The following is a 19289-nucleotide window of genomic DNA, read 5'->3' as shown; positions in this document are numbered from 1 at the left end:
AGTGCATGCGGGTGCTCAGCTCGACAGCCACGCACCCGCATGCATGACGTCGATAACGTTGCACTGCTCATCCAGCGCAACGAGGTCAGCACGGTCACCCACGCGTAGCGCTGCCACCTCGACACCGTGCGCCTGCGCCGGTGTCACAGCAGTCTGCTGCACCGCAGCAACTAACGCGTCATCTTCTCGCAAACCGCCATGAGTGATCGCAAATCGGAACAGACCATCCATCGTGGCGGTGCTGCCCGCAATTGTTTCGGTGCCAGCGACTTTCGCTACTTTGTCCACCACATCAACATCGAGTGTTCCCAGCCCGTACCTGCCATCAGGCATGCCTGCTGCGGCCATTGCGTCAGTGACCAACGCGACCCGGTGCGCGCCCACAGAACGAACCACATCCGTGTACACGGCAGGGTGTACGTGTACCCCATCCGCAATAAGTTCAACCGTTACCCGAGCATCTCCAGTCAAAGCAATCACCGGACCTGGTTCTCGGTGATGCACACCCCGCATCGCATTGAACAGATGCGTTCCCACCCTGGCACCGGACTCAATCGCTGCACATGTCACGTCATAGGTCGCATCCGTATGCCCCACCGCCACCGCCACTCCAGCCTGCGCGAAACGACGCACTGCATCGAAACCACCAGGCAACTCCGGAGCAAGCGTCACCATCGCGATAGTGCCATTCGCCGCCTCAAGCAGTGCATCAATCTCCTCAAGACTGGGATGACGAACCGCTGTCGGGTCATGGGCACCCAACCGACACGGTGACATCCACGGCCCCTCCAAATGGATACCCAAGAGCCGACCAGCCTCCACATGCGGCCGCAACGCCATCACCTGAGTCATCAACGCTTCCGGTGACGCTGATACCAGCGACGCCATCATCCGTGTCGTCCCGTGGGCACGGTGACACGCCAAAGCAGATAAGACCGCTGGGTCATCTTCTGCAGCAGTCGCATCTGTGAAAGCCCCACCGCCTCCGCCGTGGCAATGCGTATCGACAAAACCGGGAACGATAACGGCAGAGGGGAAATTCTGATCAGCTGGCCGTGGAGGCGCCCCGGCACCTACCGCAACCACACGATCGGTCTCTACTTCAACCCACCCCGGACGCAACACATCCGTGCCAGAGACAACCGCTCCGGCAGAAATCACACACGACATCAGATCCCCTGCCATGAAGGCTTATTTGTCCACGTTTGCCGGTAGTAGTCCGATCGATCCAGCAGGCTTGCCGCTGCCTCATCCAAAAGCACTGTCACATGAGGGTGATGCTGAAGAACAGTGGCTGGCCATGAAGCGCTCACTGCGCCTTCAATCATGTGATGCACGGCTTCAGCTTTGCCGCTGCCTGAAGCCACCAAAATGATGTGCCGTGCCTGCATGATGGTGCCCAAACCCTGGGTGAGACAGTGTGTCGGCACGGCGTTCACGTCATTGTTGAAGAACCGCGCGTTATCGATGCGGGTCTGCTCCGTCAACGTTTTGATGCGTGTACGTGACGCTAGAGAGGATCCGGGCTCGTTGAACCCGATGTGACCGTCGGTGCCGATCCCGAGGAACTGCAGATCAATACCCCCAGCTTGCTCGATCGCCCGCTCGTAAGCGAGGCACGCAGCGGGTATGTCGTTTGTGAGTCCGTCAGGACCGGCAACCGCGTCGGCGGCGAAATCGACTCTTCCGGTGAACATGTTCTCGATCACCGTGCGATACCGCTGCTGATGACCGACAGGCAGGCCGACATATTCGTCCAGCGTGAACGCGCGCGCTTGAGCGAAACTGACCGTACCGGCCTGAAAACGAGTCACGATCTCGTCATAGATGGGCTGCGGGGAACTCCCGGTAGCCAGCCCGAAAACAGCTGTAGGAGAACGGTCTAGTAGTGCTTGTACAGCATCTGCTGCTACCTGACCGATTTGCTCGGCGCTTTCCAGGATGACAACTTCCATACCGTTCTCCTCAGCTGTATTTAGCGCACCGTGTATAGGGGGTCTGCGCCTTCGATCTGTCCGCTTGCCGGGTTAGTGATTGCCTCCGGGCCGACCTCCAGAGCCATGACTGGCACAACGACGCTGCGGCCGGACTTAGCGACAGCAGCGACGTCGTAGTCGATGAGAAGCTGTCCAGCTTCCACGCTGTCACCAACGTTCGCGTGTTTGGTGAAACCTTTGCCTTTGAGGCCGACCGTTTCGATGCCTAGGTGCGTGAGGATCTTGCGACCTGATGGCGTCTTGATAACGAAGGCATGCGGCCACATCTGTACTAGCTCGCCTGAGACCGGTGAAGTAACTGGAATCTTTGTTTTTTCTTCCGGTTCGATAGCTAGACCGTTACCGAGTAGACCGTCAGAGAACGTTTCGTCGGAAACTTCGCTCAGTGGCACGACCCGTCCGGTGATTGGCGCGAAAATGACCAGTTCATCTGTGGTGGCAGTTTTTTCATCCGAGGCAGAGGCATCAGATTTTTCTGCGTCGGTGGTCGCGTCGTGACGTGAGCTCTTTTCTTTCTCCTCGGCGGTAGGTTCTTCGCCGGTGAGAACTTGACGCATGTCATGTTTGAGCGACTCGGCGCGCGGACCAAACACAGCCTGGATGTTGTTACCGACTTCGAGGACACCGGCGGCACCGAGTTCACGTAGACGTTCTTTGTTGATGCGGCTGGTGTCTTCTACCTCGATGCGTAGGCGTGTGATGCACGCGTCGACATAGAGCAGGTTTTCGCGTCCACCGAAAGCCTCGACGAGTTGGGTGGCCAATTCGTTGCGGTCGGTCGTAGCGGAGTCTTGCTCTTCTTTTTCGCTGTCGCCGCTGTTGGTGGTGTCTTCACGGCCCGGGGTGCGTAGGTTCCATGCGGTGATTGCGAACCGGAACACCACGTAGTAGAGGATAAAGAACCCGACGCCGAGGCCAAGAAGCAACGGGATGTTTTGGGCTGCCTTGGAGTTTCCGTAGAGAAGCAGGTCGATCAGGCCGGCAGAGAAGGAGAATCCGAGGTGAATGTCCAGGGTGTATGCCGCGGCCAGGGACAAACCGGTAAGGATCGCGTGCAGCACGTAAAGCGGGAACGCGGCGAACATAAACGCGAATTCGAGCGGTTCGGTGATGCCGGTGAGGAATGCAGTCAAGCCTGCAGCGCCGAAAATACCGGCGGCGAATTTCTTCTGGTTGGGGCGAGCGCAATGCATCATCGCTAGGGCGGCGCCAGGCAGACCGAACATGAGAATCGGGTAGAAGCCGGAGGTGAGGATACCTGCGGTGGGGTCACCGGCGGCGAAGCGGGTTAGCTCGCCGTGGAGGGCACCATCTGGGGTGGCGAAGCTGCCGTACTGGAACCAAATGTAGATGTTGATGATGTGGTGCAGCCCGAAGGGGATGAGTAGACGGTTGAAAAGACCGTAGATGAATGCACCGACGGCACCTGCACTGGCAATGCTGGTTGCCAACGTGGTCAGACCTGCGTTGAACAGGGGGTAGCAGTAGGACATCGCGAAGCCGACAATGAGCACCGTGAACGAGACGATGATCGGCACAAACCTGCGGCCGCCGAAGAACCCTAGGTAGGTGGGAAGTTCGATGTCGTGGAAGCGGTCGAAGAGCTTCGCGGTGATGAGACCGACGACGATACCGCCGAGAACACCGTAGTTAATGGTCAAAGGTGCGCCGGCGATGTCGACTTTTCCGGCGAGGACCACCGGGGACATGGCCTTAAAGACGCTTTCGATGACGATGTATCCGGCCACGGCGGCTAGGGCCGTGGAACCGTCAGCTTTCTTGGCCATGCCGATGGCGATACCGACGGCGAAGAGAATGGCAAGCTGTTTGAAGATTGAATCCCCAGCAGCGGTCATCGCGTCGAAGAAGGGGCTGACTACGGGAGTTTCGATCCAGCCGAGGACGTCTTCTTGTCCGAAGCGCAACAGTAGGCCCGCGGCGGGCAGTAGTGCGATCGGTAGCATCAAAGACTTGGCGAAGCGTTGTAGACCGCTGAAGCGCCCCTTGCGTGGGGCCCGTGACGGGGCCGTGTCGGTGGTGGTACTCATGGGATCCTTCCTCGGCCCGTAGGCCCTTACCTTCATTGGTCTAGACCAGAATATGGGTGTGGTGCAGGTGGGCTGTGGTCGAGGGTGGCATGGCTTGGCTTCAGCCGGAAGAGAACGAGAGAAGGTGGTTGTGCGTTGATTCTCTGACCGGATTAATGGAGGGGTGGTTTAGCTCGTGAAGGTGCCCAAGTACTACTGGGTTAAAACAGAGATCATCGAGTACATGCGTGAGCTGGTCGCAGGAGATGCGATACCAGGTGAAAGAGAGCTAGCGCAGCTGTTCGGAACATCACGTACGACGGTGCGGCAGGCGATTGCTGAGCTTGTGGTTGAAGGGCGGTTGCAGCGCAGGCAGGGGCGGGGAACGTTTGTTTCTCCGCCGAAAGTGATGCGGGTACGGCAGTTGACGTCGTTTTCGGAGGATTTGCGTTCGGAAGGGTCGATGCCCGGGGCGGTCATTGTTGCCGTGGGAGAGGTTGCTGCTCACGGGGAGGTGTGTGAGCGGCTTGGGGTGGTATCAGGGGTACCTGTGATGAGGGTGGAGCGGGTACGGACTGCAGCTGGTCAGCCGTTAGCGCATGAGACGGCGTTTTTACCGGGGCCGTTACCTGGTTTGGGTGAGGCATTGGAGGGGGGTGGTTCGTTGTATTTGACGTTGGAGGAGAGGTTTGGGCGGGTGATTACGACGGTGGAGGATGTGGTTGAAACCTCGTTTGCAAGTCCGCGGGAAGCGGATTTGTTGGCTGTGGAGACGGGGTCGCCACTGTTATTGGTGCATCGCACGGGGTGGGGCGCTGATGGTGCGCTGGTGGAGTGGACGCGTTCGGTGTTCCGAGGTGATCGATTTCGTTATGTGGCGCGCCAGCAGGTGAGCTTGTAAGTGGGGTAAGGGTGTTGGGCCGGTCGCGGTGGTTCCGTGACCGGCCCGGGGTGTTTTAAAGGGTGGCGATGAAGTCTTCGAAGGCGAGGTCGTCGAAGGCTGCTGCTACGCCGCGGTGGGTGATTTTCCCGGCATGGGTGTTTAGGCCTAGGGCTAGGGCGTGGTCGGTGCGGCAGGCGGTTTCCCAGCCGGCGTCGGCGAGTTTGAGTACGTAGGGCAGGGTTGAGTTGGTTAGTGCGTAGGTGGAGGTGTTGGGGACTGCGCCGGGCATGTTTGCTACGCAGTAGAACACGGATTTGTGCACGGTGAAGGTGGGGTCTGCGTGGGTGGTGGGGTGTGAGTCTTCGAAGCATCCGCCTTGGTCGATGGCGACGTCGACGAGCGCAGATCCGGGTTTCATGTGGGAAACCATCTCGTTAGTAACGAGTTTGGGTGCTTTGGCTCCGGGGATGAGGACGGTGCCGATGACTAGGTCGGCGTTGAGTACTTGTTCACGGACGGTGAGGGGGTTTGAGGCTAGTCCTTGGACGCGGCCGTTGTATTGCCAGTGGACGGTGCGGAGTTTGGTGAGGTCTGTGTCGAGGATGGTGACGTTGGCGCCCATGCCTACGGCGATTTGGGCGGCGTTTTGTCCGGCGGTTCCGGCGCCGAGGATGACGACGTTACCCATGGAGACTCCGGCAACTCCGCCAAGGAGGATGCCCATGCCGCCTTGGGATTTCATGAGGGCTAGGGCGCCCATTTGGGGGGCGAGGCATCCGGCTACTTCGGACATGGGGTGTAGCAGGGGTAGGGAGCGGTCGGGGAGTTGGACTGTTTCGTAGGCGATGGCGGTGGTGCCGGCGGTGAGGAGGGCTTCGGTTTGGGGGCGGTCTGCGGCCAGGTGCAGGTATGTGAAGAGGAGGAGGTCATCGCGTAGTAGGGGGTATTCGGAGGCGATGGGTTCTTTTACTTTGAGGACCATTTCTCCGGCGGACCAGGTGGTTTCGGCGTCTTTGGTGATGGTTGCGCCGGCTGAGATGTAGTCCTGGTCTTGGATGAGGGAGCCGATGCCTGCGCCTGCTTGGACGAATACTTCGTGTCCGTGGTGGGTGAGTGCGGCTACTCCGGCGGGGGTGATGGCGACGCGGTTTTCGTTGTTTTTGACCTCGGTGGGCACGGCGATTTTCATGTCAGGCTCCCTTGCCTTGTTCACGGTGGTTGCGCGTGCGGCGGTGTGTGCCGTTGCGCTGGAGTGGTGGTGGCTCCTGTTGGGTTAAGCCTGGCACTGTGAGGGCTGAGTTTGGCGGGTTTGTTTGAGTCTGTGAGGTGTTGGTGTCGTGCCGGCCACTGGTTGTGTGGGTGTTGTCAGTGGCCGGTGTGTGGTTTAGGCGGCGTTGTTGGGGTTTTGGGTCCACATGTCGGGGCCGAATACTTCGTAGGAGATATTGGTGGTGGGAATGCCTTTGGCGGTGAGTTGGGTGTGGATGTTGCGCATGAATGGCAGGGGGCCGCACATAAAGACGTGGGTGTTGGTGGGTAGGTCGATGGTGCTCAGGTCCATGTGTCCGGTGTGGGTGTCGGTGTTGTCAGGTGTTTCGTACCAGCAGTGACGGGTGATGTTGGGCATGGTGGCGGTGCTGGTGGCGATCGTTGTGCGCAGTGGGTGTAGAGCGGGGCAGTGGTCAGCGTGGAGAAGGTAGATGTCGCGTTCGGGCTGTCGTTGGGCGAGGTCTTCGAGGATGGCGGCCATGGGGGTGATGCCTACGCCAGCGGAGATGAGAGCCAGGGGAGTGTTGGTGTTGTCGAGGGTGATGTCGCCGCAGGGTTGGGAGACCTGGAGATGAGTGCCTGGATGGGCGTTGGCGGCGAGCCAGGTGGAGACGGCTCCGGCGGGGCTTTCGTTGTGGCTGTCGATTTTTTTGATGGTGATGCGGAAGGTGTTTTCGTCGGGTTGTCCGGAGATGGTGTATTGGCGGGGTTGGGTGTGGCCGGGGGCGATTTCGATGTTGAGGGTGATGTATTGGCCGGGTTGCCAGGCGGGGAGTGTTCCGGTGGTGGGGCGTAGATGCAGGGAGAAGGTGGTGTCGGTTTCGTGGATGCGGTCAGTGACCGTGTAGTCGTGCCAGGGGGTGTTGGGGTTGGTGCCGGCGAGGGCGTAGAGCTTTGCTTCTTCGGCGATAAGTTGGGTGGCGAATAGCCAGTAGACCTCGTTCCAGGCGGCGGCGATGTCGGGGGTGAGGGTGTCGCCGAGGGTTTTGCCAATGGCTTGCATGAGGTAGTGGCCGACGATGGTGTATTGGGGTGCGGTGACTCCTAGGGAGACGTGTTTGTGCGCGATGCGGCGCAGTACGGGGGTGAAGTCGGGGGTCTCAGGAGAGATGAGGTGGGTTGCGTAGGCGACGACGCTGGCTGCTAGTGCTTTGGGTTGTTCTCCGATGGCTTGATTGGCCATGTTGAAGATGTTTGTGAGTTCAGGGTGGTCGTGGAACATGTCGCTGTAGAACTGGGTGGTGATGAGGGTGCTGTGTTCGGCGACGAGGGCGGCGGTTGCTTTGACGATGGTTGCTGATGGGGCGGAGAGCATGGGAGGTCCTTGGTGTTGGGTGCGTGGTGGGGAGGCACAGCCCTTTTTGCGCTGTTTAAGCCAGATTCAATCCTGGGTGGTGTCTCGTGTGCCACGCCCACGAGATGAGTTCCACGGTGATTGAACGCATTCGGGTGCTCTGATGGCGTTCTATGGAGGTATGACTTCTGCTGCGGAATTGATTGCTCCTTGTCGGGCCCTCCTGATGGACATGGATGGCACTTTGGTGAATTCGAATGCCTCTGTTGAGCGTGCTTGGACGGCATGGGCCCAGGCTGTGGGGGCTGACCCGCAGGAAGTGTTGAGTTTTTGTCATGGGCAACCGGCGCCGGTGACTATGCGGCGTTTCGCTCCGCAGTGGAGTGAGGAACGGATTGTTGAAGAGGTGGAACGTCACATTGCTCGTGAGGTTGAAGATGTCGCGGATGTCACACCTATGCCGGGTGCGCTTGAGCTGACTCAGTGGCTGGATGAGCAAGACATGCCGTGGGCTGTGGTGACGAATTCACCGGCGGAGCTGGCCCGTCGACGGCTAGCGGCGGCGGGGTTGCAGCCGCCAGTGCTGGTGACGGCTAGTGATGTTACGGCGCCTAAGCCAGCGCCGGACCCGTACGAGTATGCGGCAGAGTTGTTGGCGGTTTTGCCTAGTGAGGCTTTGGCTGTTGAGGACTCTCCTGCGGGGTTGGCGGCTGGGCGTGAAGCGGGTTGTGTCACGGTCGCCGTTATGGGGGCTTGTGATGCTGATCTAGTTCTGGCAGATCCGGATGAGTTGTTGATGCTGCTGCGTGAGGTGCATGAGCGGTAGAGCTGCTGGTGGGGGCGCGTCAGCGGCATTGGTGTGTGAGCCAGGTGCGGGCGCGTTCCTCAGTCTGGTCGGTGGGGGTGGGGCTGTCGGGGGTAATTGAGCCGATAGCTGGGGCTCCGTGGATGCTGGTGGCTTGGTGGGTGGGCAGGGTGAGGCGTGAGCCGTCGTAGAGCTGCCAGGTTTTGTCCATGGTGGCGTTTCCACTGGTGGGCGCGCCGAATGTGCGTGTGTTGGGGCGACCAGTGAGGGCGACTGTGGCGATTTCTCCGGGGCCTGAAGTGCGGGGACTGAGCAGGACGGCTACAGGGGCATGTGTTTTGGGGTAGGCGCGGTAGGTGCCGAAACGCCATGAGCCGTTCATGGTGAGGGTTCCGCCTTCGATGGCTGCTGTGGTTGTGGTGCCCTGGTTGTCTGTCAGGGTCATGAGGGGGCCGTTGGGGAACAGGGGCGTTAGGCCAGCTAGGACGGGGTGGGCGTCGCTGTTATTCAGTTCGCGTAGGTCGACGATCCATCCGCAGGTAGTGCGGGGTCGGGTGACGTCGATGTTTGAGGCGAGTTGGTCAGCGTATTTCTGGTTGTGTGGTGGGGCGTTTGATGGAACTCGGGGCAGGGTGAGGGTGGTGATGCCGTTTTCGCTGTTGACGGTGGGCATGGGGCCGGTGGGGTCTGTTCGGGGGGTGATGGTGGCGGCTGGAGTGAAGATACCTTTTCCGCGTCCTGCGGTCCGAGTGGCGTCTTCCAGCGCGGACCAGGTTTGTTCGTAGCTGTTTTTACCGCTGGTGGTGCGCAGTGCCTGGGCTCGGGTGGCTGTCCAGGCGGGGCCGCGTGCGCCTAGGCCGTGGTCCATATGGGTGAGCGCGTCGGCGGCGTATTCGGTGGCAGTGGGGGGGATGATTCGGACACCTTCTCGGCTGGTGATGGACCAGGCGAGGCCGCCGCCTACTGCGATGTTGAGCATCGCGAGCACGACGAGGGTCGTGATGTATCGGCGCGATGTGGGGGCAGTCATTAAGCCATTCTCGCCAAATGACAGCGCAGGTGTCGTGTGGGAGGGGATGGATATGTGGTGGCGGCTGCTTTGGCCGGGGCGGGAGTGTGGCGAATGTTGTTTTTGTGGATCGGTATGTCTATGGCTGGTTTTGGGGCAGGAAGAGCAAGCTTCGCTTAACGGAGCCGGCTAGTTCCCTTTGCTTCCGATTCCGTTTCGCCTGTGGCGTGGCCGCAGGCGAGTTGCACCCACCTCACAGAAAGTGAAGACCATGATCATCCAGAAAAGTCGCCGAACATTAGCTCTTTTGTCTGCGCTTGCCGGGGCTGGGCTTGTGCTAGGTCCTGTGTGCGGCGGTGCGGTGGCGATGCCGTTGGGACTGGCCTCGATGCCGGGGGCTGCTGGCTGTGGCAGCGAACCCACGACGACGATTCCGCAGGTGCAGGGGGAGGGCGATGTTTCTCCCATGGAGGGCAAGACCGTCACTGTGCGCGGTGTTGTAGTGGGGGACCTGCAGGAGGGTGGCTATAACGGGTTTTTCATTCAAGATGCCAAGGGTGATGGCAAGGCAAGCACTAGTGATGGTGTGTTTGTTTATGACCCGGCCGGTAGCGCAACGCACGTGAACGTTGCTGTTGGTGATGTGGTTGTCGTTGAGGGGGTGGTGAACGAGTACAAGGGGCTAACGCGGATCTCTTCAGTGAAAGCGAACACGGTGTGTGGCAAGCAGGAGCTTCCTGCCGCCACCGTGCTTGATCTGCCGGCTACGCCTGCGCAGTTGGAGGCGTTGGAGGGCATGTATGTCCGTCCTTCGGATGCGTTGACTGTCACGGATGTTTACAACCTCAACAGGTTTGGTGAGGTTGTGCTCTCTGAGGGGGGTGTGTTGAAGAACCCGACGGAGGTGGCGCAGCCGGGGAAGGCAGCTCAGGTGGTGATGAAGGAGAACCGTCAGCGGCGGATCATTCTCGATGATGGTCGTAGTGGGAATTTGGCCAAGGATAAGCAGCAGCCTCCGTATTTGACGGTGAAAGATCCGGTGCGTGTGGGTGATCAGGTGTCGGTGTTGCAGCCGTCGGTGTTGTCGTATGGGTTCGACGCCTACCGACTGGAGCCTGCCGACGGCACTTGGGAAGGAACAACATTTGCCTCCAAGAGCCCCCGGACGTCTGCTCCTGCTCCGGTGACAGGAAACTTGAAGGTCGCTGATGCGAATGTCTTGAACTACTTCGTCACGTTTGGGGGCAAGTCGCGAGGGGCAGGTAGCCCCGAAGAACAGAAGCGCCAGGAAGCAAAAATTATTGCTGAGCTGCGCGCATTGAATGCTGACGTGATTGCTCTGCAGGAGGTGGAGAACTCGGCAGTGACGACTCCCTCGGACCCGTACAAGGCAGTGCGAACGTTGACTGAGGCGCTTAACAAAGCTGAGGGTGCGCAGGTGTGGGGTTTCGTGGAGGCACATGAGGCTAGCGACCTCATCACAACGGCGATCATCTATCGCCGGGATCGTGTTGAGCCGGTGGGGGCTGCGATGAAGCCTGTGGAAAACAGTGTGTGGGACAACGCGCGAGAGCCTATTGCCCAAGCCTTTTCGGCAAAAGGTGAGGTGTTTTCACTGATCGTGAACCACTTCAAGTCCAAAGGTTCTGGTCAGGGGAAAGGCAATGTTGACTCTGGTGATGGGCAAGGCAACTCCAACGCTGATCGGGTAGCTCAGGCGAAGAGTCTGGTGGCATTCGTTAACGAGGTGAAAGCCAAAACCAAGGATGCGGATGTGCTGAGTGTGGGTGACTACAACGCGTACACGAAAGAGCAGCCGTTAGATGTGCTGCGCAAGGCCGGGCTAGTTGATGTGGGTGCCAAATTCGCTGCGCAGGACACGTACGTGTTCAACGGTGAGTCCGGTTCGTTGGATCACGCATTCGCTACGCCAGAATTCGCCGCGAAAGTGCAGGGCATGAAGGTGTGGGATATCAATGCCCAGGAGTCATACGCGTACCAGTACAACGGTGTACCTGCGTTGTACGCACCGGATGCTTTCCGTGCCAGCGACCACAATCCGATGATTTTGGGGGTGCAGACAGGACGTTGATCACAGGAGCAAGTTGCCTGTGATGAAGTGGTGTGAGTGGGGCTAGGCGTGCGTGTCTGGCCCCGCTCATGTGTCTGATGTGTGCCAACAACGGGTGAAGGTGGTGCCACGGGTCGGGTTGCTGCGGTTAGGGTGTCGGGCATGGAAAAACCGCAAGTAACCATTCCCGAGGGCGATGCGCCTGCTGAGTTGCTGCTTGAAGACCTCATTGAGGGCGATGGTGCACCGGCCGCGCACGGTAACGTTGTCTCGGCGCATTACGTCGGGGTTTCGTGGTCCACGGGTAAGGAATTCGACAATAGTTTCGATCGCGGTGAGCCGCTGCAGTTCCCGTTGGGCGCGGGCATGGTCATCAAAGGGTGGGAAGACGGCATCGTCGGCATGAAGGTCGGTGGACGTCGTCGCATCACGATTCCGCCACATTTGGGTTACGGAGATCGAGGCGCTGGTGGTGTGATCAAGCCGGGCGAGACTTTGGTGTTCGTAGTTGACCTTGTAGCGGTCGACTGAGACGACGTGCTCTGCAGCGCCGCTGTGCCCGACACGCGGGCGCAGCGGCGCTGCATTCTTTTATAGGGTGATAATTTCTGCGCGATTCACGGGAATCGTGCAGTAAGACGAACGGGCAAGGCGGTCCCATGAGTAGTTCCGAAAGCACGGAAACGAGTAATCAGGCAGAACTCCAGCGGGGCCTAAAGCCGCGTCATATCAACATGATCGCGATCGGGGGTGCGATCGGAACGGGTCTGTTCGTTGCTTCGGGTGGCACGATCAGCAATGCAGGTCCTGGTGGAGCGCTGGTTGCCTACGCGGCGATCGGGTTCATGGTGTTCTTGTTGATGCAGTCTCTGGGTGAGATGGCGACGTATTTGCCGATCGCAGGTTCGTTTGAGGCGTACGGAACACGTTTTGTCAGCCCCTCATTCGGGTTTGCGATGGGGTGGAACTACTGGGCTAACTGGGCAATCACGTTGGCGGTGGAGTTGGTGGCCGCAGCGTTGGTGATGCAGTTCTGGTTTCCAGATACCCCTGGCTGGGTGTGGTCGGCGCTGTTTTTGGCGATCATCGTGTCGTTGAACGCGATTAACGTACGTACCTTCGGTGAAGGTGAGTTCATTTTCGCCTCGATCAAGGTGGTCACGGTGATCGTGTTCCTTGTGGTCGGTGTGGCGATGATTTTGGGGATTTTGGGCGGTCATGCTCCAGGTTTAGAGAACTGGACGCGGGGTGAGGCACCGTTCGTGAGTGGGTTTGCTGGCATGTTGTCGGTGTTCATGATTGCGGGGTTCTCGTTCCAGGGAACCGAGATGGTGGGTGTGACTGCTGGCGAGGCGCAAGAGCCAGAGAAGTCGATTCCACGGGCGATCCGTTCGGTGTTCTTCCGGATCATGCTGTTCTATATCGGTGCGATCGCTGTGATTGGGTTTCTTCTTCCGTACACGGATTCGCGTTTGCTCAGTGCGGAGAAGGGTGGGGACATCACGATTGCCCCGTTCACGTTGATCTTTGAGAACGCGGGCATTCTGGGTGCGGCGACCATCATGAACGCAGTGATTCTCACAGCGATTCTATCGGCAGGTAACTCGGGCATGTATGTGTCTACGCGAATGCTGTACGGATTGGCGGTTTCGGGGAAAGCTCCGAAGATCTTCACGAAGGTGACTGCCGGTGGGATTCCGTTGCCTGCTTTGCTGGCGACTACTGCGGTGGGTGCCTTGTGTTTTCTTACGAATTTCTTTGGTGAGGGAACTGCGTATACGTGGTTGGTGAACGCTTCAGGGCTGGCTGGGTTCATTACCTGGATGGGTATTGCGTGGTCGCATTGGAAGTTCCGTCGTGCCTACATGGCTCAAGGAGGTGAACCGAAGGATTTGCCGTACAAAGCAGCGTTGTTCCCTATCGGTCCTCTCGTTGCGCTGGTGATGTGTGCTGTGGTTGTGGTCGGGCAGGGGTACAACTTCTTTTCTGACCCGCTGGGAAATTTGCCGGCCATCGTGGCGACGTATATCGGTCTTCCTTTGTTCTTCAGCGTGTGGTGGGGGCACAAGCTGGTGACGAAGTCTAAGAAAGTCGATCCGTTGGAGGCTGACCTGTCTCGGCCGTGATCGTTGGTTGTTATTGGGGGCGTTTTGGCGGCGCTTTCAAGGCAAATGCTTGCGCAAATTTTTCTGTTGAGATACCAGCAAGTAGGGATTTATTTACCTTCCCAACTACCGATGAGGTAGGAAAACGCAGGTCATAGGATTAGTGGGGGCGGTTGCTGTCTGTGCGGAAGACAACAATCGCCCCCACCGCTTCCAGCGTGGGCCTGTGGCTGTGGGGCGCAGACTGGATGGGTGGACCCTGCGCTTCTCCTCCTGACCCTGGTGATCGTCACGGCATTGACGTTCGACTTCACCAACGGATTTCACGACACCGGAAACGCGATGGCGACCTCGATCGCCACCGGCGCCTTGAAGCCGAAGTTTGCGGTGGCGCTCTCTGCGATCCTCAACCTCGTTGGAGCCTTCCTGTCCGTCGAGGTCGCTTTGACAGTGACGAACGCGGTTATCAAGATCCAGACCGCCGACGGCGCTCCTCGACCTGAGATGGTCAGCGACGGGGGCCTGACACTCTTGCTGATCCTGCTGTGCGGACTCGTGGGCGCGATCATCTGGAACCTCATCACCTGGTTATTCGGCCTGCCATCGAGCTCATCGCATTCCCTGTTTGGTGGCTTGATCGGCGCCACCGTCGCAGGTATCGGATGGTCAGGAGTTAACTGGGCAGGCAACGGAACCAAACTGGATGGCGTCCTTGGAAAAGTTCTTCTACCGGCGGTCGTTTCCCCTTTTGTTGCATGTCTTGTAGCTGGAATCGGGACCTGGCTGATCTACCGCATCACTCGCGGTGTCGCTGAACGACATAAGGAGAACGGGTTTCGGTGGGGTCAGATCGGTACCGCTTCCCTTGTTTCTCTCGCGCATGGCACCAACGACGCCCAAAAAACCATGGGCATCATCACCTTGGCCCTCATCGCCAGCGGACACTGGACTGACCTGGAGAGCGTTCCCCTTTGGGTCAAAATCGCCTGCGCCGTAGCTATTGCCGCTGGAACCTGGCTAGGCGGTTGGCGCATCATCCGCACTCTTGGCAAAGGACTCGTGGAGATCGACTCTCCCCAGGGCATGGCAGCAGAGTCCGCTTCGGCCGCGGTCATCCTCACCTCTAGCCACATGGGTTTTGCGCTATCAACCACGCACGTCGCCACCGGGTCCATCCTCGGCACGGGACTAGGACGCCCGGGAGCCGACGTCCGCTGGGGCGTGGCAGGCCGCATGGTGATCGCCTGGCTTATCACTCTTCCCGCCTCAGGCATCGTCGGAGCCGTCACCTGGTGGCTCGCCGCCGCCTTGGGGCACGTCGCTGGTCCTCTAGCAGTTACGGGTATCCTCGTCGCCGCATCACTGTGGATGTGGCGTCACTCCCAGAAAGACAAAGTCGACCATGACAACGTCAACGCCGACTGGGAAACGCCGCCAGTTGACGTCGCCGAGGTCCGCATCACCCCGGTGGTTGTCACCACCGTCCCCGAGGAGGACCGATGATCGCCTACTTCCTTTCCGAAGTTGGAGCCGTAACTGCCGTAGCGCTAGTTGTCGGAGCAGGGCTGCCCGCTCTCTACTCCTTTGGTATCCGCTCCCTTTCAAGCGGCGTCAGCGACACAGCACCACCCCCCACGAGCAACAGAATCCTGGCTTTCTTCATCTTCGGGTTGGTTCTCCTTGTGGTTCTCTTCGGCCTTCTGGTCATCCTTTCTTCCGGCCTGGGAGCCAAAGTTGAGCTGAACGGTTTCATCCCCACATTCGTATCCAAATAGCCACCCAACTACTGCCGTGACCAAAGCCATACAGCTAGATCCATAAGGCAATTCGAAGCAGCTGACAGCTCAAAGCAGATATCTGAGCCCAGATAGGTACCCACGCCTCGGTTATGGTCACTAACTGAACACACGACATCGCGCGTGAAGCCGGCGAAACCCCGGCACGGTCCCGCCACTGTGAGCCGCCTCCAGCGGCGAGTCAGACCACGCCCTTGTCTTCCGCACTCGGTGGGGACGGACGATCCCCGACGGAGGATTAACGACACCGCTCCACTGGGCATCCTGTCGCGCTCCTCGCGACGGGGTAATACCCGCTCGGCCCCACCGCGAACCATCCTGGAGTCGCGTTGGACACACACACCTGCCGAGCGAAACCTTCCCACAGTCGCCGACTACCGGCCTTCTGGACCGGCTTCGCTCTCCTGATCGCCCTCATCATCAGTGCGATCTGCTCACTCGGGTTCGGTGCCGAGCCACTTCCACTGCCCACTGTCGTCGACGCCATCGCCAACGGTCCCGTAACCAGCACAGACCCGGCCTCTCTCATCGTCTGGGAACTGCGTCTTCCCCGCGCCATCCTTGCCATCGCCGCCGGTGCCGGACTGGCCATCGCCGGTACCGCCATCCAAACTCTCGTCCGCAACCCCCTAGCTGACCCTTACCTCCTGGGCATCTCCTCTGGCGCCTCCGTCGGCGCCACCGCCGTCATCGCTCTAGGGTTCGCTGCCTGGGCCGGTAACTGGGCACTGACCGTTGGTGCCCTAGCTGGCGCATTAGCCGCTGCGCTCCTCGTCTTCGGTGTCGCCCAAGCCCAAGGCGGACTCACCCCGCTACGTCTCATCCTGACCGGAACCGTTCTCTCCAGTGCTTTCTCCTCCCTCGCCAGCTTCCTTGTCTTCTGGGCCGCGGACCCTCAAGCCACCAACTCCGTACTCTTCTGGCTGCTCGGCAGCCTCTCTGGCGCAACTTGGGACAATGTGTGGATCCCCGTCATCGCCGCCATCCTCGCTGCTCTCGCCGCCCTCGGACTGTCCGGATGGCTCGATGCCCTCGCTGCCGGAGACGACACCGCCGCCGCGCTTGGCGTCCCCGTCCGTGGCCTGCGCATCTGCCTTTTCGTATCGCAAGCCCTTCTTGTTGGCTTAATCGTCGCCGTCGTCGGTGGAATCGGCTTCGTGGGACTCATCGTTCCCCACATCGCCAGGCTCCTTGTTGGCGGACGTCATCGAGCCGTCATCCCCGTCGCAGCCTTGGCTGGAGCTGTATTCCTCGTATGGGTTGACGTGCTCTCCCGCGTCGCGGTCCGCCCCGTCGAACTACCCCTCTCCGTCCTGACCGGCCTCATCGGAGCCCCCGTGTTCCTGTTCCTTCTGGGCCGCAAGTCCTACCGATTCGGAGACAGCCGATGAACACCCCCAGCCTCACCGCCACCGACCTAGCCGTAGCCATCGACGGACGAACCATCCTCAGCAACGCCAACATCCACCTCCACGCCGGCCACAGCCTGGCCCTCGTCGGCCCTAACGGCTCCGGAAAATCCACCCTCATCCGAGCCCTCGCCGGTATCCGCACCCCCGCAGCAGGCCACGTTCACGTTGACGACACCGACCTACACACCATACGCCCCCGCGACCGAGCCCGCTTGGTCAGCGTCGTCGTCCAAGACGAAAACCCCCTCGCCGACCAGTACGCAGGCGAATACGTAGCCCTCGGCCTCACCCCCCACCTCAACCCATGGTCCAGGCCCGGCCACAGTGAGCACGAACGTGTCCTGGCAGCCCTTAACGCCGTAGGCATGGCCGACTTCGCCGACCGCCCCATGGGACACATGTCTGGCGGTGAACGCCGCCGAGTCATCCTCGCACGCGGCCTAGTGCAAGGCACACCGCTGCTCTTCCTTGACGAGCCAACAAACCACCTCGACATCGCCCAACAGATTGCGCTCCTGGACCTCGTGCGCGAACTCGACAAAACCGTCATCGCCGCCATCCACGACCTTGATCTTGCTTTGGCATATTTCGACAACGTCGCCGTTATTCACGACGGCCGTATTCAAGATGCAGGCGAATCCCACACCGTCATCACCGGTGAGGCCACAGCCCGCGCATTCGGTGTGCACATCGCCACTGCCCCCCACCCCCACAGCGGACAAGAGCATCTGCTTCTCGAAAGCATGGCCCACCCGCGTCCTAACAGTCACCTCATGGGAGAAAGCCAATGAAACGTCGTCACCTCGTTCCCCTCACCAGCGCAGCCTTAGCCCTTGCACTAGGAGTCAGTGCCTGCAGCAGTGGTTCGGCCCCCGGCACGAACTCAGCCGCAGGCGGAACTACCATCACCAACTGCGGTCAACCGGCCCAATTCCCCGCCTCTGCGAAGCGTTTCTTTGTTAACGACTCTGGAATGATCGCGATGATGCTCGCCATCGGAGCAGGAGAGAAGATCAGCGGCTTCTCCAGCCTCGAAAAGAACGCCGAAACCCTCTCCCGTCACTACGGTAAAGACGCCCTTGGCGGTAAACAGGAAGTCAGCAACAACATGCCTGCGCTCGAAACCCTTATCGCGCAGCGCCCGGATGTTGTCGTCGCTGGATGGAACTACGGTTACAAGGAAAACCAAGTCACCCCCAAGGTTCTCCAAGGCAAAAACATTGCCCCCTACATCCTCACCGAAAGCTGCCGCCAAAAAGACGGTCAGAAAGCACGCGGCGTCACCGACCCATGGACTGCTCTGGACACAGACCTGAAAAACCTCGGCACCCTGACTGGCAAATCAGACCAAGCAGCCAAAGTCATCGAAGACATCAGCCAACGCCGTAAAGCCCTCGAAGACGCACCGCAAGCCGAGAAAAAGCCCAACGTGCTCGTCTTCGACTCTGGAACAGAAACCGTATTCACCAGCGGTAAGTTCGGTGGACCGCAAGCAGTCATCGACACCGCAGGCGGCCGCAATGTGATGGAAGACGTCAACGACACATGGACAACCGTGTCCTGGGAACGTGTTGCAGCCAGCAAACCAGACGCCATCGTTTTCGTCAGCTACGGCGAACAATCCATGGCTCAAAAGATTGCTTTGCTCGAAGCTAACCCCTCAACCAAAGACCTCCCTGCAGTAAAAGAAAAGCGCTACGTCAACCTGCCCTACGCAATGTGGGTTTCTAGCCCGCTGAACATCGATGCATCTGAGCAACTGCGTTCTCACCTCGAAGAATGGGAACTCGTACCTGAATCGAAACTGCCAAAACCCAAGTTCGATGACACCAAAGACGCTTTCTAAACACCGAAGTACCAGCCAAATAGGGCGGCTATAGCCCTGGTCCGTAGCGGCATACACGCGGCATGATCTGATTCACCGTATGGGGGTTCGGTTCATTACAAGAACCGAATCCCCTTACGGGAGTGTGGGGCAGGCACAGACATAAGGTGCTTCTCTCATCCACACCACGGCCGGTAATCGATGACGGATGGGAGAAGCAGAAAAAGGGGGGCTTCGTAGCAACGATGCGTAACGAAGGGCAAAGCAGTATGAAGCGGGCAGGTGTGGCGACCGGTGTGATCATCGCAGCAGGAGCGCTAGCAGCAGTAGCATCCGTGACAGGCTTGCTTCTAGGAGGACTGTTCGCCCCACCATTCGACACCTTCCAAGACGCACGAGTGCGGGTTCCCGTGCAGCGATGGGCTGACTCCCAAGGACTTTTCCGCCCCGACACCGAAATCGACGCATTTGTGCAGTTCAACAGCTGCGCCACCTACTCCGTCACACTCCCGGGCAGAGAACCTGTCGGTGTGGTGGCAGTCAACGACGGCAAAGGATGGATGGTCTCCGCAACAAGCAGCCCTAACGGCATAGATGACATCGACTCCGAAGGAGAATGCCGAGAGCTGTACCGCATCCACTGAGCTGAACAGCCACGGCGAGGTGCGACACCACAGGCCACTATCGCGGGACAACTCACTCTGCGTGGGTCACGAGAACCACTTACCCGGGAGCGTTTTCGCCGTACCGTGTGGCATTGAAGAGCAGCATTAGGAACGTGCTCGATGGCAGCCAA

General features: G+C 59.4%; 18 protein-coding genes. 12 read left to right on the top strand and 6 right to left on the bottom strand.

Features of this window, described 5'->3' with window-relative positions:
• Positions 1-15: 15 nt before the first annotated feature.
• Genes nagA through DXZ77_RS09685 form a run of 3 tightly spaced genes read right to left on the bottom strand, consistent with a single transcriptional unit; the run spans position 16 to position 4045 of the window.
• Positions 16-1185, bottom strand: a complete 1170-nt coding sequence (nagA, locus tag DXZ77_RS09695; RefSeq protein WP_220181629.1) for an N-acetylglucosamine-6-phosphate deacetylase — start codon at positions 1183-1185, stop codon at positions 16-18.
• Positions 1170-1955, bottom strand: coding sequence for a glucosamine-6-phosphate deaminase (gene nagB / locus DXZ77_RS09690; RefSeq protein WP_115031783.1), 786 nt, complete (start codon positions 1953-1955; stop codon positions 1170-1172). Before nagB ends, nagA begins: the two co-directional genes overlap by 16 nt.
• A 20-nt stretch (positions 1956-1975) precedes the next feature.
• Positions 1976-4045 carry a glucose PTS transporter subunit IIA gene (locus DXZ77_RS09685; protein ID WP_115031781.1) on the bottom strand — a complete coding sequence of 690 codons (2070 nt, stop codon included), beginning with the start codon at positions 4043-4045 and terminating at the stop codon, positions 1976-1978.
• A 175-nt stretch (positions 4046-4220) separates the two neighbouring features.
• Here DXZ77_RS09685 and DXZ77_RS09680 point away from each other — a divergent pair, with 175 nt between their 5' ends.
• Positions 4221-4925 (top strand): GntR family transcriptional regulator, encoded by a 705-nt coding sequence (locus DXZ77_RS09680; RefSeq protein WP_258553258.1) that lies wholly within the window; start codon positions 4221-4223, stop codon positions 4923-4925.
• A 55-nt stretch (positions 4926-4980) separates the two neighbouring features.
• Here DXZ77_RS09680 and ald read toward each other — a convergent pair whose 3' ends face one another.
• Both ald and DXZ77_RS09665 read right to left on the bottom strand, forming a co-directional pair.
• A complete protein-coding gene (gene ald / locus DXZ77_RS09675; RefSeq protein ID WP_115031779.1) occupies positions 4981-6096 on the bottom strand; it encodes an alanine dehydrogenase in 1116 nt (371 codons plus the stop codon).
• Between the two features lie 195 nt (positions 6097-6291).
• Positions 6292-7491, bottom strand: a complete 1200-nt coding sequence (locus DXZ77_RS09665; RefSeq protein ID WP_115031775.1) for a globin domain-containing protein — start codon at positions 7489-7491, stop codon at positions 6292-6294.
• A 142-nt stretch (positions 7492-7633) separates the two neighbouring features.
• On the opposite strand from DXZ77_RS09665, the gene DXZ77_RS09660 reads away from it, so the two are divergent.
• The gene (locus DXZ77_RS09660) at positions 7634-8296 is read left to right on the top strand and encodes an HAD family hydrolase (protein ID WP_208304076.1); all 663 of its coding nucleotides are present in this window, start codon (positions 7634-7636) and stop codon (positions 8294-8296) included.
• A 19-nt stretch (positions 8297-8315) separates the two neighbouring features.
• Here the strand turns inward: DXZ77_RS09660 and DXZ77_RS09655 are convergent, their stop codons facing one another.
• On the bottom strand, positions 8316-9305 hold the full coding sequence (locus tag DXZ77_RS09655) for a S41 family peptidase (protein WP_115031774.1): 990 nt from the start codon (positions 9303-9305) through the stop codon (positions 8316-8318).
• 36 nt (positions 9306-9341) lie between these two features.
• Between DXZ77_RS09655 and DXZ77_RS12490 the strand changes: the two genes are divergently transcribed.
• The 10 genes from DXZ77_RS12490 (at position 9342) to DXZ77_RS09610 (ending at position 19137) form a co-directional block, all read left to right on the top strand.
• Positions 9342-9464, top strand: a complete 123-nt coding sequence (locus DXZ77_RS12490) for a hypothetical protein (RefSeq protein ID WP_258553257.1) — start codon at positions 9342-9344, stop codon at positions 9462-9464.
• 91 nt (positions 9465-9555) lie between these two features.
• Positions 9556-11376 (top strand): ExeM/NucH family extracellular endonuclease, encoded by a 1821-nt coding sequence (locus tag DXZ77_RS09650; RefSeq protein WP_115031771.1) that lies wholly within the window; start codon positions 9556-9558, stop codon positions 11374-11376.
• Positions 11377-11517: 141 nt separating this feature from the next.
• Positions 11518-11886 (top strand): FKBP-type peptidyl-prolyl cis-trans isomerase, encoded by a 369-nt coding sequence (locus tag DXZ77_RS09645; RefSeq protein ID WP_034401215.1) that lies wholly within the window; start codon positions 11518-11520, stop codon positions 11884-11886.
• 128 nt (positions 11887-12014) lie between these two features.
• Positions 12015-13481: an amino acid permease gene (locus DXZ77_RS09640; RefSeq protein ID WP_115031769.1), complete on the top strand. Its 1467-nt coding sequence runs from the start codon at positions 12015-12017 to the stop codon at positions 13479-13481.
• A 231-nt stretch (positions 13482-13712) separates the two neighbouring features.
• A complete protein-coding gene (locus DXZ77_RS09635; protein WP_051277555.1) occupies positions 13713-14963 on the top strand; it encodes an inorganic phosphate transporter in 1251 nt (416 codons plus the stop codon).
• A complete protein-coding gene (locus DXZ77_RS09630) occupies positions 14960-15235 on the top strand; it encodes a hypothetical protein (protein WP_115031767.1) in 276 nt (91 codons plus the stop codon). The genes DXZ77_RS09635 and DXZ77_RS09630 overlap by 4 nt, the downstream gene beginning before the upstream one ends.
• Before the next feature lie 350 nt (positions 15236-15585).
• Positions 15586-16647 (top strand): FecCD family ABC transporter permease, encoded by a 1062-nt coding sequence (locus tag DXZ77_RS09625; RefSeq protein ID WP_115031765.1) that lies wholly within the window; start codon positions 15586-15588, stop codon positions 16645-16647.
• Positions 16644-17459, top strand: a complete 816-nt coding sequence (locus DXZ77_RS09620) for an ABC transporter ATP-binding protein (RefSeq protein WP_115031763.1) — start codon at positions 16644-16646, stop codon at positions 17457-17459. Before DXZ77_RS09625 ends, DXZ77_RS09620 begins: the two co-directional genes overlap by 4 nt.
• Positions 17456-18514 (top strand): ABC transporter substrate-binding protein, encoded by a 1059-nt coding sequence (locus DXZ77_RS09615; RefSeq protein ID WP_115031761.1) that lies wholly within the window; start codon positions 17456-17458, stop codon positions 18512-18514. The genes DXZ77_RS09620 and DXZ77_RS09615 overlap by 4 nt, the downstream gene beginning before the upstream one ends.
• A gap of 146 nt (positions 18515-18660) precedes the next feature.
• Positions 18661-19137, top strand: a complete 477-nt coding sequence (locus tag DXZ77_RS09610; RefSeq protein ID WP_147279260.1) for a hypothetical protein — start codon at positions 18661-18663, stop codon at positions 19135-19137.
• Positions 19138-19289 lie beyond the last annotated feature (152 nt).

The organism is Dermatophilus congolensis, assembly GCF_900447215.1.
Classification (GTDB): domain Bacteria; phylum Actinomycetota; class Actinomycetes; order Actinomycetales; family Dermatophilaceae; genus Dermatophilus; species Dermatophilus congolensis_A.
This window is presented reverse-complemented; position numbering and strand designations above follow the sequence as displayed.

What these genes read in the sequence shown, in the direction of transcription:
- DXZ77_RS09630 (WP_115031767.1), top strand. Translation starts at nt 14,960, where the DNA reads ATGATCGCCTACTTCCTTTCCGAAGTTGGAGCCGTAACTGCCGTAGCG.
- DXZ77_RS09665 (WP_115031775.1), bottom strand. Translation starts at nt 7,491, where the DNA reads ATGCTCTCCGCCCCATCAGCAACCATCGTCAAAGCAACCGCCGCCCTC.
- nagB (WP_115031783.1), bottom strand. Translation starts at nt 1,955, where the DNA reads ATGGAAGTTGTCATCCTGGAAAGCGCCGAGCAAATCGGTCAGGTAGCA.
- DXZ77_RS09645 (WP_034401215.1), top strand. Translation starts at nt 11,518, where the DNA reads ATGGAAAAACCGCAAGTAACCATTCCCGAGGGCGATGCGCCTGCTGAG.
- DXZ77_RS09660 (WP_208304076.1), top strand. Translation starts at nt 7,634, where the DNA reads ATGGCGTTCTATGGAGGTATGACTTCTGCTGCGGAATTGATTGCTCCT.
- DXZ77_RS09650 (WP_115031771.1), top strand. Translation starts at nt 9,556, where the DNA reads ATGATCATCCAGAAAAGTCGCCGAACATTAGCTCTTTTGTCTGCGCTT.
- DXZ77_RS09615 (WP_115031761.1), top strand. Translation starts at nt 17,456, where the DNA reads ATGAAACGTCGTCACCTCGTTCCCCTCACCAGCGCAGCCTTAGCCCTT.
- DXZ77_RS09685 (WP_115031781.1), bottom strand. Translation starts at nt 4,045, where the DNA reads ATGAGTACCACCACCGACACGGCCCCGTCACGGGCCCCACGCAAGGGG.
- DXZ77_RS09640 (WP_115031769.1), top strand. Translation starts at nt 12,015, where the DNA reads ATGAGTAGTTCCGAAAGCACGGAAACGAGTAATCAGGCAGAACTCCAG.
- DXZ77_RS09655 (WP_115031774.1), bottom strand. Translation starts at nt 9,305, where the DNA reads ATGACTGCCCCCACATCGCGCCGATACATCACGACCCTCGTCGTGCTC.
- nagA (WP_220181629.1), bottom strand. Translation starts at nt 1,185, where the DNA reads ATGGCAGGGGATCTGATGTCGTGTGTGATTTCTGCCGGAGCGGTTGTC.
- ald (WP_115031779.1), bottom strand. Translation starts at nt 6,096, where the DNA reads ATGAAAATCGCCGTGCCCACCGAGGTCAAAAACAACGAAAACCGCGTC.
- DXZ77_RS09620 (WP_115031763.1), top strand. Translation starts at nt 16,644, where the DNA reads ATGAACACCCCCAGCCTCACCGCCACCGACCTAGCCGTAGCCATCGAC.